Source organism: Paracoccus sp. (in: a-proteobacteria), assembly GCF_046462195.1.
Lineage (GTDB): Bacteria > Pseudomonadota > Alphaproteobacteria > Rhodobacterales > Rhodobacteraceae > Paracoccus.
Genome location: NZ_JBKGUN010000031.1, coordinates 1 through 15,642, shown reverse-complemented (window position 1 = coordinate 15,642; position 15,642 = coordinate 1). Strand labels below are relative to the sequence as shown.

The following is a 15,642-nucleotide window of genomic DNA, read 5'->3' as shown; positions in this document are numbered from 1 at the left end:
GGGCGCAACGTCATCTGCCCTGACACCTCGGCACCATAAAGTCCGCGCAGGGTGGCCGCCACATCGGGCAAAAGGGCAGCCGCGATGACATAGCCAAGCGCAACGCCGCTCGCGCCTGCGATCAGGGCCAGCACCGCCAGTTCCACCGCCATCAACAGGATCAGCCGTTTCAGCGGCGCGCCCAGCGCCCGCAGCGTCCGCACCATGGCCCGGCGCTGCTCGAAGGCCAGCCCGATCGCGCCATGGACGATGAACAGCCCAACGGCAAAGGACAGCAGGCCGAAGGCGGTCAGGTTCAGGTGAAAGCTGTCCGTCAGCTGTGCAACATCGCCCCCATCCTGCGGTGCGGCCATTGTCAGATCGGGGGCCACCTCGGCCAGAGGGCGGCGAGTCAAGGGTTGATCGGGAAGCACGATCAGGCGGTCGATCTGATCCGGGCGGTTCAGCAGGCGCTGCGCCAAGCCGATATCGGTGATTGCCGTATCGGGTGCCACATCCGGGGCAGCAACACCCTGCGCGGCGATTTCGGTCAGCTGTGCAAGCGTTTCCTCACGCGCAAACACCTGGCCTGACCCCGACAGGAAGGCCGCCAGATCACCGCCACCGTCGATACTGACCGGACCAAGCCCCCCGGGGGCCGTCAAAGGCTCCAGCCCGATGATCCGCACCGGGCCAAGCCGCCCTTCGGTCACCGGCGACACCAGCCATCCTGCCCGTCGCAGCGCGATATAGGTTTGCTGCGACATCGCCCCACCGTCGCGGGCGGTGATCTGGGCGAACTGACCCTCGCCCAGGGTTTCGGCTGCCGCGTCATAGCTGGCCCGAGCCTCGGCATTGATCGCCTGCACGCCGGACCAGAGCGCCGTCGCCAAGGCCAAACCCACCAGCAGCGTCAGCAACTGCAAAGGGTTGCGCCGCCAATGCGAAGCCAGCGCGGACAGGATGACCGCGGTCACGCCAGATGCCCTCCCTGCAGGTGCAACCGTCGCGGCAGGCGCGCCGCCAGCCGTTCCGAATGGGTTACCAAGATAAGGCCGGCGCCGGTTTCCGTCACCAGATCCTGCAGAAGGGTCAGGACCACGTCCGCCGTGGCCTCGTCCAGATTGCCTGTGGGCTCATCGGCCAGAACAAGGTCCGGCTGGGGCGCAAGTGTGCGGGCGATCGCCACCCGCTGCTGCTGACCGCCGGACAGCTGTTCGGGATACTTGTGCAGATGGTCGCGCAGCCCCAGACGGTCGGCCAGAGCCTTGTCGCGGTCCTTGTCATGACGCCCTGCCAGCCGCGCCTGAAACGCGATATTCGCCGCGACCGTCAACGACGGGATCAGGTTGAACTGTTGAAAGATTACGCCGACCCTGCCCCGCCGGAAATTGGCGCGCCCTGCATCGTCCAAGGGCGTCAGATCGACACCATCGACCGCCACCACACCGCTATCGGCCGTGTCCAGACCACCGATCAGGTGCAGCAGCGTGCTCTTGCCCGAACCCGACTCTCCGGTAAGGGACAGCATCGCGCCGCGTTCAAGATCGAAGGAGACCCCCCGCAGAACGGAAGCCGAAGTGTTCGGATAGGTCTTGGTGACATCGCGAAGGCTCAACAGCATCAGGTTTCCTTTTGAGGAGAACAGTCATGTCACGCTAGAGTAAGCGGGTGGCGTGGCAGCAGTTCCAAGGACCGGCAAAGCATCCGGAGCCCGTTGCACCAAAACGCCAGCGGGTGGCACGGGATCAGGTTGATCCGGATCAGGTATCACCTGTCGTTCATAGCGCCTGCCCCGATCGGCAGCCGATGCTGCGGCAGGCAAGACAAATAGCGTCGATTCTTTTGCGATTAAGTTCAGGCAGCAGGGGAAGATCGTTGTTCGCTTGCGGCGCTTCTGCGAACGCCTGTGTCGCCGGAGCGTCCGCGGGGCGGAGGCACGCTGGCCCGAGACAAGCGACTGTCGTAAGGCCCTCATTCACAGGATCTGGACCCAGTGTTGCCGCATGTCCCACACGTATCATCCCCTTGGGAGCGCAGCTGCCACGGTGTCATTGCCGGACCTTGATCTGCCTCCGTCTCATGGCACAATGTATAAGGGGAGGAGCATCCAATGGCCGCCATGACCGAACTTCTCGACCTGCTTCAGGTCAGGCTTCCGATCCTGCAGGCGCCGATGGCAGGGGTGGCCACGCCTGCCATGGCGGCCGCCGTCTCGGAGGCGGGTGCATTGGGGTCCTTGGGACTCTGTGCCGCCAGCCCTGAATCCGCCCGGCAGGCCATCAATGACGTGCAGCAGCGGACAGCGGCACCCTTCAACGTGAACTTCTTCTGCCATGCCAAACCGATGCGGGATCCGGCCGTGGAGGCCGCTTGGATTGCACGAACGGCGCCGCTCTTTGCGCGCTTCGAGGCCACGCCGCCCGCCGGGCTTCGCGACATCTACACCAGTTTTCGCGACACGGACGCCTACCTTCATCTCGTGCTCGAACTTCGTCCGCGCGTCGTGAGCTTTCACCTGGGCCTGCCGCGTTCCGACCAGGTCCAGGCGATGCGTGCGGCCGGGCTGGTGCTGATCGGCAGCGCGACCTCTCCGGCCGAAGCCAAGGCCATCGAGGCAGCCGGATGTCATGCCGTCATCGCGCAGGGTTGGGAGGCGGGAGGACATCGCGGAATTTTCGATCCGGACGGACCTGACGAAAGGCTCTCCACAAGCGATCTGCTGCGCGCCCTTCTGGATGAGGTCACGCTGCCGGTCATTGCCGCCGGCGGGATCATGGACGGCCGCGACATTCGCCGCATGTTGGACAAGGGCGCCGCAGCCGCGCAATTGGGCACTGCCTTCATCGGTTGCCCGGAAAGCGCGGCGGATGCCGGCTATCGCGACCGGCTTGCTCTTGGGGGCGATACGGTCATGACGCGGGCAATCTCCGGTCGTCCAGCCCGCTGTCTCGGCAACGCCTTCACACAATGGGCCGATGATGTGGAGCCCGCCGCCATACCGGCCTATCCTTGTGCCTATGACCTGGCCAAGGCTCTCAACACAGCAGCCATGGCCAAGGGTGCCACGGCATACGGGGCACAGTGGGCCGGAGCGCAGGCGGCACGGGCGCGCGCGCTTCCGGCAGGGGAACTAGTCGAAGCCCTGGCCGCAGAAATTAAGGAGCGTGCAACCTCCTGAGTGATCAGAACAACCCATGGCCGCTGGTCACCACAGGACTGCGTAATACCAATCCTTAATCGGCGGTTGCAGGGTCAGGGCCATAGGAGACAGGATCAGCCGGTAACGATGGTTTCCCATCCATGATTCATCACCTTCGTTGCTCCAAGCGCAGGACCGAAACAGAAGATGCCGACAACCGTTTGGCAATACCGGGATCATCCGGCACGAGGATCTGGTTGACCCTGACGTATCATTGTGAGGATCTTGGCAGCCATGCTAGAGGAGGCCGAAGTGGTATACATCCTCGAGAGCTAGCGCCCTGAATTGGACTTGATCTTCTTGAAAGGGGCGCATTTCAGGGGCGAACCGAAGGTTGGTAACCGTGTGATGTCGGAACGGGAGTTGTCCCGCTGCCGGCTGTCGGGCGTCCGCTGCTGCGCAGGGTCATGGAATGGCTGGCGACGTAGGGCTTCCTGAACGTCCATCAAGGCAGCGGAACCCGGGTGGCGAGGCGTCGGCCCGGGTTCTGCCGGACATCTTCACCTTCTGACTGTTGCAGGAACAAGATGGGTTGAAGGACGTCATGCAGGGGCGCATGGCGATCATGCCGATCTGTTTCCCGTACCAGACAATGGATCGGCAGGCTGGCCGACACGGTCAAGCCCCCCCGGTCGCCGGGGAAAGGGTAACGCCACCGCTCAAGCCGGGCGGGACTGCTTGTCCATCTGTTCCAAGCCATCAACCAAGCGCATCATCGCCAGTGCTGGTTCTGGGCCAAAAAGCCTCGCCCTAACCTTTGCAGAGGCGATAACAAACCGTCCCTTCCTGTCGCCACTGCCAGGGCCAAGGCCCCGCAAGATGACTCGCACCGCTGGAAATGCCCAACCGCGGCAGTGCGGAAGAAGCGGCAGACCAGCCTGACAGCCACGTGTCCGGAACCGCATACCGCAATCTGTCGGCAGGCCCGGTCGTGACGCAAGAACCCTTTTAGGGATCTGTCACATCAACAAGCATGGTTGCACAGGCTCTATAATTCCATTAGACATGAAATATGGAAAAGAATGCGGTCCTTGATACTCTGTCGGCACTTGCCCATTGCATTCGGCTGGATGTCTTTCGCCTTCTTGTGCAGGCGGGCCCCAAGGGTGTGGCTGCGGGAGACATTGCGCTGAGACTGGATATCCGGCCCAACACCCTGTCGAACAACCTGACCATTCTGACATCGGCAGGACTTATCACATCGGTGCGCGAAGGACGGTCGATCCGCTATTTCGTTCGCATGGAAAGGATGCGCGATCTTCTGGCCTTCCTGATGCAGGACTGCTGCGGTGGGACCCCAGAGCTTTGCCGGCCTTTTCTGGATCAGATCGCCTGCACCTGCGAGAAAGAGCAGTGAAAGGCATAACCTTGTCATTCTCTCGGCTTTCTGCCCGCCCCCATCCGCGGATTTGCCATCCCGTTATCCGATGAATTATATGCCAGGAACATGGTCATGACCGATACAGCCTGTGCGCAGGACAGCCCCTTGGGCATCTTCGAACGCTGGCTGACCCTTTGGGTTGCGCTTGCCATGATGGCCGGACTGGTGATCGGCAATGCTGCCCCGGGACTGGTCGAGGCCATTGCAGCGGCCGAGTTCGCCTCGATCAACCTCGTGGTTGCCGTGCTGATCTGGGCGATGGTTTATCCCATGATGGTCGGCGTGGATTTCGGGGCCGTCAAGGGAGTAGCGCGCCAGCCGAAAGGCCTGCTGATCACGCTGGCGATCAACTGGCTGATCAAGCCCTTCACCATGGCGCTGCTGGCTGTCCTGTTCTTTGACCAGGTTTTCGCGCCCTGGATCGCGCCCGAAGATGCGCAGCAATACATTGCCGGCCTGATCCTGCTGGGTGCGGCGCCCTGCACGGCGATGGTCTTTGTCTGGTCACAACTGACACGGGGCGATGCGACCTATACGCTGGTCCAGGTATCGGTCAACGACCTCATCATGGTCGTGGCTTTTGCACCCATCGTGGCGCTGCTGCTGGGGGTGACCGACATTGCGGTCCCTTGGCAGACCCTGCTCATGGCAACGGTCCTTTATGTCGTGTTGCCCTTGGCTGCCGGCCTGATGACGCGCCGCGTGTTGGGGCACCCGCGGGCAATCGATGCTTTTTCAGCCCGGATCAAGCCTTGGTCCGTGATCGGGCTGATCGCCACCGTGGCCATCCTGTTCGGCCTGCAAGGCCGTGTCATCCTGGACCGTCCCTTTATCATCGCGTTGATCGCCATCCCTATCCTGATCCAGAGCTATGCCATTTTTGCCATCGCCTATGGCGCGGCCTTCGCGCTGCGTGTCCCGCACCGGATTGCAGCCCCCTGCGCAATGATCGGAACATCGAATTTCTTCGAACTGGCCGTGGCCGTGGCCATCAGTCTCTTTGGCCTGCATTCGGGTGCAGCACTTGCCACGGTGGTCGGCGTTCTGGTCGAGGTGCCGGTCATGCTGTCCCTTGTCGCCTTTGCCAACCGCACCCGCGCCCGCTTTCCCGAGGTTCATCCATGATCGTCATCCACCACAATCCTGCCTGCGGCACGTCGCGCAACGTGCTGGCCATCATCCGCGCTTCAGGCCCCGAACCGGTCGTGATCGACTACATGATCCACGGCTGGACCCGGCCCCAGCTTTTGGCGCTGTTCGCCGCCGCCGACCTGACACCGCGGCAGGCCCTGCGAACCGGCAAATCGCCCGCCGCGGAACTGGGCCTGCTGGAGAAACAGGTCACCGACGAACAGATTCTGGAGGCGATGCTGGTGCATCCTGTGCTGGTGAACCGGCCCATTGTCGCATCGCCCAAGGGGGTGCGCCTTTGCCGCCCGTCCGAGGCGGTGCTGCCGCTGCTGGACCGGCTGCCAAAGGGTCCGGTCTTCAAGGAAGACGGGCAGATGATCATGAACGAAAAAGGAGAGATCGTTGTCTGACCTGCCGAACATCAAGAAAGACTGCCTGACCGCGATGGACAGCGATGCGCTGTTTCCCACCGCGCGCAGCACCCATCCGCCTCGTATCCTGCTGCTTTACGGGTCCTTGCGCGAACGCAGTTTTTCTCGATTCACCGCCGAGGAAGGCGCCCGCGTCCTGCAAGAACTGGGCGCGGAAGCCCGTCTTTTCGACCCGCGCGACTTGCCCATGGCCGATGCGACCGAAGCCGATCACCCCAAGGTCGCCGAGTTGCGCGATCTTGTCGGCTGGTGCGAAGGCATGGTCTGGTCCTCTCCCGAACGTCACGGGGCCATGTCGGGGGTGATGAAGACGCAGATCGACTGGATTCCCCTGTCGCTCGGCGGCGTGCGGCCAACGCAAGGCAAGACGCTGGCCGTGATGCAGGTCTGCGGCGGCAGCCAGAGCTTCAACACGGTCAACCAGCTGCGTATCCTGGGACGCTGGATGCGCCTGCTGACCATCCCGAACCAATCGTCGGTCGCCAAGGCTTGGGACGAGTTCGACGAGGCCGGCCGCATGAAACCCTCTCCTTATTACGACCGGATCGTGGACGTGATGGAGGAACTGGTCCGCTTCACCCTGCTGACGCGCGACATCAAGGATCATCTGGTCGACCGCTATTCCGAACGGGTCGAAAGCCACGAGGCATTGTCGCGGCGGGTCAACCAGACCAAGGCCGTCTGAGGCGCCGCTCAGCGCCCCCGAAACGAGGTCCGCAACGACTTCAGCAGGGGCAACAGCAGCAGCAGTGCAGCCGCGACAAGGAACGCGCAGGCGATCGGCCTTTCGACAAAGATCATCGGGTCCCCGCGCGAGATCAGCAGCGCACGGCGCAGGTTGGTCTCGATCAGTGGGCCCAGCACGAAACCCAGCAACAGCAGCGCCGGGCTGAAGGACGCGACGGCCAGCGCATGGCCGAGCGCCCCGATCCCTGCCACCATGATGATGTCGAAGGTGCTTCCGCGCACGGAATAAACGCCCAGGCAGACGAACACGATGATTGCGGGATACAGCCACCGGAACGGAATGCGCAGCATGGACACCCAGATCCCGATCAGCGGCAGGTTCAGGATCAGCAGGAACAGGTTCCCGATCCCAAAGCTGACCACCAGTCCCCAGAACATGTCGGGATGCGCTTCCAGCATCATGGGGCCTGGCTGGATGCCATGGATGACCAGGGCGCCCAGCATCAGGGCCATGATCGGATCGCCCGGGATGCCCAGCGTCAGCGTCGGGACAAAGGCCGTGATCGAGGCCGAATTGTTGGCAGCCTCGGGACCGGCGATGCCTTCGATCGCACCCTTGCCGAAACGTTCAGGTTGGCGCGCCACCCGTCGCTCCAGCGCATAGCTAAGAAAGGACGAGATGGTCGACCCCGTTCCCGGCAGCGCCCCGAAAAAGCCCCCCAGCAAGGTGCCGCGCGTGATGGGGGCGAACAGCCGGCGGACATCGTCGCGGGTGGGCACAAGCTGACGCAGGGAAACACGCTGCGGCACGCCCTGGCGTTCGGCCTGACGGATGTTGCCGATGACCTCGGCCAGACCGAACAGGCCCATTGCCAGCGCGACCAGGTTGATCCCGTCCATCAGCTGGACCTGCCCGAACGTGAAACGCTGTGCGCCCGAATTCACGTCCGTGCCCACGCACCCGAGGATGAGGCCGACGACGACCATCGCGAGGCTCTTGGACGTCCGCCCCGTCCCCACGGCCGAGGCCGCCACGAGGCCCATCACCATCATTGCCGCGTATTCCGCCGCGCCGAACTGCGTCGCCAGACGGCTCAGCCACCCGGCCAGCAACACCAGCATCACGATCCCCAGCATCGAGCCCGCAAAGGAGGAGATCATGGCCGTGAACAGCGCGACCCCCGCCCGCCCCTGCTGCGCCATCGGATAACCGTCCAGCGTCGTCACGGCAGATTGCGGCGTTCCGGGCAGGCGCAGCAGGATCGAGGCCACCGCCCCTCCGTATTGCGCGCCGTAATACACCGCTGCCAGCATGACCAGCGCCGCCTCGGACGAGATGTAATAGGTGATGGGCAGCAACAGCGTGATGGCCGCCATCGCGCCGATCCCCGGCAGAACGCCGACCAGCGTGCCCAGCAGCGCCCCGAACAGGCTGTAGATCAGCACCGAGGGCTGCAGGGCCACCATCAGCCCCTGCGCCAGACCGTCCATTGTTGTCATGTCAGCGGCTCCACGGCCAGACGGGGATGGCCATGTTCAGCCCCCAGATGAACATGGCCCAGGTCAGGGCCGTCACGGCTGCCGTCAGCACCAGGCGCCACAGGATGCCCGGGCGCGGCGCCACCGCACTGGACAGAAGAACCGTCACAGCCGTCGTGGCCACGATCCCGAACCGGTTCAGGGCCAGCCCGAAGACCAGCAGCGCCCCCACGATGCCCAGTGTCTCCCGCCAGGCAAAGGTCTGGAGCGCTCTGGCCCGGGCCAAGGACGGGAGGGCGATGACCACACCCAGCCCTGCCAGAACCAGACCCAGAAGAACCGGAAAGAACCCGGGGCCCATGCGGCGCAGCGATCCGAACTCGTACTGGTTGGCCGCGTAACCCGCGACCGCAAGTCCCAGCAGAGCCAGCCCCATGCCCCAGAGGAGGTCCGAATTGCTGCGCCGATGCGCGGCCCTTGCGTCAGTACCTGCGGACATCGGTCAGCGGGCAGGCGCCATCTGGTCGATGACCTTGCCCCAGAGCGCGGTGTCATCCTGGATCAGCTGCGCCAGCTCCTCGGGGCTACCGGGTTTCGCCTGCCACCCCATGTCCAGCAATTGCTGACGCAACCCTTCGTCCTGCAAGGCGCGATCGAGCTCGGTATTCAGTCGCTGAACAACGGCAGGGTCCGTGTCCGCAGGGGCGATGAAGGCATTCCAGAGTTCGGCCCGGAAATCCTGCGGCAAGCCCGCCTGTCCCGCCATGACCGGCACATCCGGCACCTGAGGGAACGGCTCGCGGGAGGTGACACCCAACATCTTCATGGTCCCTGCCTCGACCTGCGGCAGCGCGGCCGAGGGGGCCATGAAACCGCTGTCGATCTCTCCGCCCAGGATCGAGGTGGCCACCTCGGCGTAGCTCTGGAAAGGCACGTGAAACAGGTCGATGCCGGCTGCGCCCGCAAACATCTCGGCCGTCAGATGGGCGCCCGATCCGGCGCCGACCGAGCCATAGCTGATGGCATCAGGATCGGCGCGCGCAGCCTCGATAAAGGTCTCGACGCTGTCGGCCGGAAATTCGGCTGCGACGGCCAGCACCAGCGGGCTGGTCGCGATCAGGCCGACCGGCACGATGTCGTTCACGGGATCATAGCCAAGGTCAGGCACCATCCTTTGTGCCGTCGTCAGGGGGCCGTTGATGGTGATGCCAAAGCTGTAACCGTCATTGATGCTGGTCAGCATCTGCTGCACGCCGATGACACCGCCCGCGCCGGGCTTGTTCTGGACCACGACCGGCTGGCCCAGCCCCTCGGACATGGGTTCCGCAACCAGTCGCGCGATGGTGTCGGGGGACGAGCCTGCGGGAAAGCCGACATAGATGTGGACCGGCTGCGATGGCCAATCCTGCGCGGTCGCCGCAAAAGGAAACGAACCTGCCATCAGGGTGGCGATGACGAGGTTTCGGCGACAATCTTTAATGAACATCGGCTATGCCTTTCCAAAGCAACATGGTTAACGCTTGTTGGGGCATTAACCACGCTACGTCAATGCCGGGGCGTCATCGCCGTGTCAGGGGCCGGACCTCCTTGGCAGCCCGCATCACCTGTGCATATGCCAGCAGACCCACGACCGGACCCGGCACAAGCAGCCAGGTCGCAGCGGGGCCGATACGCTCGAACAGCACTGTCGCGCCCGTGATCGAAACCATCGTGATGGCAAAGCCCACGGCATTCTGGATGGCCAGCGCGCCCCCCACCACGGTCTTGGGGCATGAGCGGGCTGACAAGGCCGAGAACTGGGGTGAATCCGCAACAACCGTAGCGCCCCAGATCAGCAGAAGTGCCAGCAGCAGTTCCGGCGGCAGCACTTGCCAGAACAGTGTGAATGACAGTGCGCAAACTCCTGATACCGCCAAGGCCCCGACAGCCACGGGGCCACTTCCGATGATGCGCGACAACCATCCCCCGAACAAACAGCCCAAGGCCCCGGCCCCGATGATGGCAAAGGACAGGCCCGCCACGCCGGCCCCGCGAAAATGCTGCGCCAACCCCGTTGCGGCGACCAGCAAGGGGGTCAGCGTCCAGAAGGCATAAAGCTCCCACATATGGCCAAAATAACCGAAGGCGGCGGCCCGGAAGCGGTTTGTGCGAAAGGCGATCCCCAACCCTTGGTAGCCTAGAAAGCCAGCTACCGGAGGCGCAAGATGCGGTCCAACCCCCAGACGCCGGATCAGCAGGGCTCCTGCCAGCGCCAGAAGTGAAGAACAGGTGACGATCCAGCGCCAGGGAAGCTGCCCGCCCGTGAACCGGAGCAGGTGCGGCAGGGCCGTTCCGAGGGTCAGCATCGCGACCAGCAGGGCCAGCGCCTGCCCCGTCTTCTCGGGCTCCCAGCTGACCACCAGCTTCATCCCGATGGGATAGATGCCGGCCAGGCTGAGGCCGACCAGAAAGCGGAAGAACACACCGCTGCCGACGTCTTGCGCCACCCATGCAAAGGCGGCATTGCACAAGGCACCCGCGATGACCGAGATGACGAAGATGTCGCTGGCCCGCAGCCGGTCCGCCAGCCCGGACAGCGCCATCACCAGCGTTCCCATGATGAACCCGGCCTGCACGGCGCTGGTCAACCAGCCGATATCGGCCGGACTGGCCCCCCATGCCTGCATCAGGCCCTCGGCCGCGCTGTTCGCACTGAACCACAATGAGGTGCCGAAAAGCTGCGCGATCGAAACAATGGCAACGGGACCGGGCCATGCCGGCAAGTGCGGAAAGGCGTCCGTGGGTTTCGTCACGATGCTGTCCCGTTCCCGTTGGTCAGGACCGATACCCTTGCCGATTGTTGCAGGATCCCTGCGATGATCATGCGTTCCTCCCGTTCGGCATCAGCATAACAGGCGACACGGTTGCCGCCACCCCTTGGGCAGCTTCACCGAAGGATCGCAATCTCGCGCAACATGTTACGGAAAGACGACCCGGCGAGGACGGTCCGCATCAGGACGTGCTATTTCCGCCTGCCGCGCGGGGCTTCGGACTTGTTGCCCCGCGGTCCGGTGGGCACGGGCGTGTTCGCCTCGTTCTCGTCGCGCAGCTTTCGGTAACGGTCAAGGCGTTCGGCCGAGAGCGTTCCTGACTGTACGGCGGCCAGAACGGCGCAGCCCGGTTCATGGGTGTGGGTACAGTTGCGGAAACGACATTGCGGAGCCAGTTCGGTGATTTCGGCGAACAGCACGTCAAGACCGCCTGCCACGTCGCTGACATGCAGCGTTCGCATGCCCGGGGTATCGATCACCCATCCTCCACCCGCAATCCGGTGCAGCGATCGCGATGTCGTCGTGTGGCGCCCCTTGGCGTCGTCCTCGCGGATGCTGCCGGTCAGCTGCGCTTCTTCCGGGGCCTTCTGGGCCAGCGTGTTCAGCAGGGTCGACTTGCCCACCCCCGAGGAGCCGACAAGCGCGACCGTCTGCCCCGGTCCGCACCACGGCGCCAGCCGGGCGGCGGCGTCAGGGGATTTGGCGTTCAGCAGAACAACGGCAAGACCGCGTTGCAGAGCCTCGGCCTGATCGCGAAAGACCAAAGGATCGGCGACCTTGTCGATCTTGGTCAGGACGATCACCGGATCCGTGCCCGCCTCGTTCGCCAAGGCCAGATAGCGCTCCAGCCGCGGCGGGCTGAAATCCTCGTTGCATGACGTCACGATCAGCAGCGTATCGACATTGGCGGCGATCAGCTGAAGGTCCCGCGCGCCCTCGGTCCGGCGGCGCAGCACGGTCCGGCGCTCCAGCCTGCGGACAGCAAGACCGGACGCGCCGTCCATCAGCACCCAGTCACCCACGGCGAAATCCGCCGAATTGGCACCATGAGGCAATCCCACCCGCACTTGTCCCTTGGCGGTCTGCGCCATCAACCGCGACCGGTGAACGGCCGCAATGCGCACAGGAACGAGTTCCGCCTCGTCAGCCTCTTGCTGATCGGCAAAGAACGGGCACCAGCCAAGGTCGGACAGCAGTGAGGTCATCGGAAAAGCCTTTGTTGCTGTCCCTGAATGGGCAGGGCATCACGGGGATGCAAGCTTTTCCTTGGCAGCGCGGGCTGACGGACGCATCAGGAACGGCCGGAAGCTGCGCCAATGCCTCAGCGGTCTAGAATGGGGAAAGGCCCCAAGGCACCGACATTGGGCAGGAACAGGCTGATCTCGCCCATGTCCGGCGTCGGAGCGACAAAGGTGCCCTGCCATGTGCCGACGGCAACCACGTCGCCCTGCCCATCATGAGGGGCCAGTGTCAGCGCGTCGGGGATCTGGGGCGCACCATCTTGCAGCCAGACCGGAAAGTCGCGGTCCCCGATCTTGAGGTAGATCCTGCGAGCCAGATCCGCCTTGGGGATATCCGCGTAAAGGGTTTCCCCGTCATAATCGGGATCATCCGCAGTAAAGGTGACGGCGACCGTCATCCTGTCACCCTGCCGCAGCCCATGCTCCACCCGGCCCACGGCACCGCCAACGGTCATCGCAGGCAGGTTCTGACGCCCCTGCGCCAGCGACACGGAGGCCATACCAAGACAGAGCGACAGCCCTGCGACCAGGGAATTCACGATCATCGATGTCATAAGGATCACTTTGGAAGCAAACGGCGAGGCGGCCTGAATGCCGCCTCGCCTGCGTGGTCGGATGTTACTGGGCAGCGGCCTGTTCGACGGGTTCGGCAGCCTCGAGGCCCATCGCATTCATCGTGGCGCGGAAGACATCCGTGTTGTCCACCCAGACCCGAGCGTCGGCATCGACGTCATATACGGCGAGGCCCTCGGCTGCTTCGGCAACTTCGCGGAAAAATTCCGCGCCCGGTCCCTTGGCATAAAGCGGAACCAGTTCGCGCGTGTGGTTGTCCGAATGCCAGCGCACCAGCGGCATGGCACCTGCGCCTTGGTTGACGATCGGCTCATAGGCCACCTTGTCCGAGTTCGGGCCCTGCAACAGGCCGTTGCCATGGTCGGTGGTCACGACGATCATCGTCTCGTCCCAGGAGGAATTCGCCTCCACCCATTCGACGGCAGCTTCAACGGATTCGTTGAAATCGACCTGTTCCTCGATCAGGCGCGGCAGGTTGTTCGCATGCGCCGCCCAATCGACGGCGCCGCCCTCGACCATCAGGAAGAACCCGTCCTCGTCCTTGCCAAGGACATTCAGTGCCGCACGCGTCATCGTCGACAGCGACGGCGAGGTTTCCAGCAAGCCGCCAGCCGCAACGCCATCGCGATTGAACTGCAGTGTCTGCTGGTTCTGCGCCAGCCCCAGGATACGCTCGCCCTCCAGCTGCATCTCGCCATTGGCCAGCGCTTCGAAGTCTTCGCGGGTCTCGATCAGCTGCCAGCCGGTCTCGCCCGCCACCAGGCGGTCGAAGCGGTCCTGATCGCCCACGTAGCGATAGTCGTTTTCGGTCGGCGCCTCGATGCGCTTGCCGTTGGCGTCAAAGAGCGGGTGGCCCGTGCCAAAGACAACCGTCGCCAACTCGCTGTCGATGATCTCGGCACCGATCGACTGATAATCGTTGCGGCTGACGTTATGGGCCAGGAACCCGGCGGGTGTTGCATGCGAGAACTGGACCGACGATACCACGCCAAGGGCGCGCCCGCTTTCGACGACATATTCGCCGACATGCTTCAACGGCTCGTCATTGTTGGACCAGTTGATCGCGTTGTTGAACGACTTGGTGCCCGAGGCCAGCGCCGTCGCGGCGGCAGCCGAGTCGGTAAAGTCGCGGCGGGCATAGTCATAGCCCGCGAAAAAGCCGGGATAGTTCATCAGCTTGCCTTCGAAACCCTCGTCGGACGGCGTATCGCTGAACAATTCGGTCGGATCAAAGGTCACGGCCCCTTCGTTTGACATCGTCGGTTCATTCGACGTGTTCAGAGGATGCGTGGCTGAAAACACATGGACGTCGAAATCGTCGTAAACCTCGTGACCCAGAGCCCCATGCCGGTAGTAGCTGGCTGCGCGGAACGACTCCATTCCTGTCCCGTCGGTGATCATCAGGATGACATTCCGCGCCTGGCCGTCTTGCGCCAACGCGGGTGCGACAAGGGCGGATGTCATGAGGAGGGCCAGGGTGGTGCGTTTCACGATCTGCATCGAAAGTTCCTTGTTCCAACTGACCGACTGACGGTCCGGGCACTGGCTAGGGATCAAGAGTGACGACAGGGTGACGACCCGCTGACAATCCTATGACACGAGCAGGCTTCAGGAACGCCATCTCGGGGCAATCCGATTTCCGTCTGCCACTGCCAAGACGCGACAGCGGCCTTTCGAATGTCCTCCGGCTGCATCAGCCCTCTCAACGCTCTTCCCCTTTGGCAACTGCTTGTTTTCAAGAGGCTTCTCTGCGACCTGAGGCAAGAGAAATACGTTCGGATAAAACGCTGCAGAACCGCTAAAATTGTTGTCGATTTGTCCGCGTTTTTGCATTAACGCATTTTCAAGAAACACTACCTGCCGTTTAAAAGCATCTTCCTCTCTCAACTCCAGCGACAGCGTGCCAAAGGAGCAGACATGCCTACGACGTATAACTGGATCTATCTTGGCGTTCCGAGAGCGGCCGACAATTCGATCATCTCTATCGACCCAACTGAAGGAACCGCCGCTACACCTTCGTCTCCGGCAGTTCGTAACGCCACCTCCGAGAACGCAAACCTTCTTGTCAATCGTACGTTTGGGGCCGAGACAAACCCGCTCTACACTCGGATTACTTCTACGACAGTCTCCGACAATGGTGGAACGGCCGGAGCTCTCGATACTGACAACACCTTCTCGAACGATACGTTTGTTACCAATATTGGCTCAGGGAATCAGACATTCACCTTTGACGGCGTCGCAACCTATGGTGCGACGGTGACCTACGCAGATGGTACCACAGCAACTACAACTGTTATTTTAGCGCAATCAACGACAGGTGAGCTTTTTCTTGCTCCTCCGCCTGCTACAGCCAATCCTGTATTGACCGCCAAACCACTTGTTTCCGTTTCTTTGAACTCTCTTACCAATGCCACTAACCTGAACTATAATGCCGACCGTTTGCAGATTGGTTGGGACGACGGGTTCATCGACGGAACCGCTGGCAACGACCTCATCGATACCGCTTATATAGAGCCGATCGGTTCCGGTTCCGACGTCATTGACGGTGGAGATGGGATATCCAGTTCCGGCACCGGCTGGAACGACGATCGGGTGCGTGCGGGCGCGGGTAACGACACCATTCTTTCAGGCGCCGGAAATGATCTGGTGCTGGGCGAGGCAGGCGACGACAGCATCGACGGCGGGGCCGGAAACGACACCATCGACGCGGGCGACGGAAACGACACGA

General features: G+C 63.0%; 15 protein-coding genes. 6 read left to right on the top strand and 9 right to left on the bottom strand.

The window, feature by feature from the left end:
• On the bottom strand, positions 1–956 hold a 956-nt coding region (locus ACLHHB_RS01995), incomplete at its 3' end, for an FtsX-like permease family protein (protein WP_410216606.1).
• A complete protein-coding gene (locus tag ACLHHB_RS01990) occupies positions 953–1,603 on the bottom strand; it encodes an ABC transporter ATP-binding protein (protein WP_410216605.1) in 651 nt (216 codons plus the stop codon). The genes ACLHHB_RS01995 and ACLHHB_RS01990, both read right to left, overlap by 4 nt.
• Before the next feature lie 489 nt (positions 1,604–2,092).
• On the opposite strand from ACLHHB_RS01990, the gene ACLHHB_RS01985 reads away from it, so the two are divergent.
• The 5 genes from ACLHHB_RS01985 to arsH all read left to right on the top strand — a co-directional run bounded on the left by ACLHHB_RS01985 (position 2,093) and on the right by arsH (position 6,809).
• Positions 2,093–3,160 carry an NAD(P)H-dependent flavin oxidoreductase gene (locus ACLHHB_RS01985; RefSeq protein WP_410216604.1) on the top strand — a complete coding sequence of 356 codons (1,068 nt, stop codon included), beginning with the start codon at positions 2,093–2,095 and terminating at the stop codon, positions 3,158–3,160.
• Positions 3,161–4,193: 1,033 nt separating this feature from the next.
• Positions 4,194–4,538 carry an ArsR/SmtB family transcription factor gene (locus tag ACLHHB_RS01980; RefSeq protein ID WP_410216603.1) on the top strand — a complete coding sequence of 115 codons (345 nt, stop codon included), beginning with the start codon at positions 4,194–4,196 and terminating at the stop codon, positions 4,536–4,538.
• Positions 4,539–4,634: 96 nt separating this feature from the next.
• The gene (gene arsB / locus ACLHHB_RS01975; protein ID WP_410216602.1) at positions 4,635–5,687 is read left to right on the top strand and encodes an ACR3 family arsenite efflux transporter; all 1,053 of its coding nucleotides are present in this window, start codon (positions 4,635–4,637) and stop codon (positions 5,685–5,687) included.
• Positions 5,684–6,103 (top strand): arsenate reductase family protein, encoded by a 420-nt coding sequence (locus ACLHHB_RS01970; RefSeq protein WP_410216601.1) that lies wholly within the window; start codon positions 5,684–5,686, stop codon positions 6,101–6,103. Before arsB ends, ACLHHB_RS01970 begins: the two co-directional genes overlap by 4 nt.
• Before the next feature lie 34 nt (positions 6,104–6,137).
• Complete coding sequence (gene arsH, locus ACLHHB_RS01965) at positions 6,138–6,809, top strand: arsenical resistance protein ArsH (RefSeq protein WP_410216607.1); 672 nt, start codon at positions 6,138–6,140, stop codon at positions 6,807–6,809.
• Positions 6,810–6,817: 8 nt separating this feature from the next.
• Here the strand turns inward: arsH and ACLHHB_RS01960 are convergent, their stop codons facing one another.
• From ACLHHB_RS01960 to ACLHHB_RS01930, 7 genes are all read right to left on the bottom strand, one after another.
• Positions 6,818–8,311 (bottom strand): tripartite tricarboxylate transporter permease, encoded by a 1,494-nt coding sequence (locus ACLHHB_RS01960; RefSeq protein WP_410216600.1) that lies wholly within the window; start codon positions 8,309–8,311, stop codon positions 6,818–6,820.
• 1 nt (position 8,312) lies between these two features.
• Entirely contained in the window at positions 8,313–8,789 is a 477-nt protein-coding gene (locus ACLHHB_RS01955; RefSeq protein ID WP_410216599.1) for a tripartite tricarboxylate transporter TctB family protein, read from the bottom strand.
• A 3-nt stretch (positions 8,790–8,792) separates the two neighbouring features.
• Positions 8,793–9,776, bottom strand: coding sequence for a Bug family tripartite tricarboxylate transporter substrate binding protein (locus ACLHHB_RS01950; protein WP_410216598.1), 984 nt, complete (start codon positions 9,774–9,776; stop codon positions 8,793–8,795).
• A 73-nt stretch (positions 9,777–9,849) separates the two neighbouring features.
• A complete protein-coding gene (locus ACLHHB_RS01945; protein WP_410216597.1) occupies positions 9,850–11,082 on the bottom strand; it encodes an MFS transporter in 1,233 nt (410 codons plus the stop codon).
• 209 nt (positions 11,083–11,291) lie between these two features.
• Positions 11,292–12,305, bottom strand: a complete 1,014-nt coding sequence (gene rsgA / locus ACLHHB_RS01940; RefSeq protein WP_410216596.1) for a ribosome small subunit-dependent GTPase A — start codon at positions 12,303–12,305, stop codon at positions 11,292–11,294.
• Positions 12,306–12,421: 116 nt separating this feature from the next.
• Positions 12,422–12,886: a hypothetical protein gene (locus ACLHHB_RS01935; protein ID WP_410216595.1), complete on the bottom strand. Its 465-nt coding sequence runs from the start codon at positions 12,884–12,886 to the stop codon at positions 12,422–12,424.
• A gap of 73 nt (positions 12,887–12,959) precedes the next feature.
• Entirely contained in the window at positions 12,960–14,414 is a 1,455-nt protein-coding gene (locus tag ACLHHB_RS01930) for an alkaline phosphatase (RefSeq protein ID WP_410216594.1), read from the bottom strand.
• A 417-nt stretch (positions 14,415–14,831) separates the two neighbouring features.
• Here ACLHHB_RS01930 and ACLHHB_RS01925 point away from each other — a divergent pair.
• Positions 14,832–15,642, top strand: an 811-nt coding sequence (locus ACLHHB_RS01925; protein WP_410216593.1) for a calcium-binding protein, incomplete at its 3' end; no start/stop codon positions are given.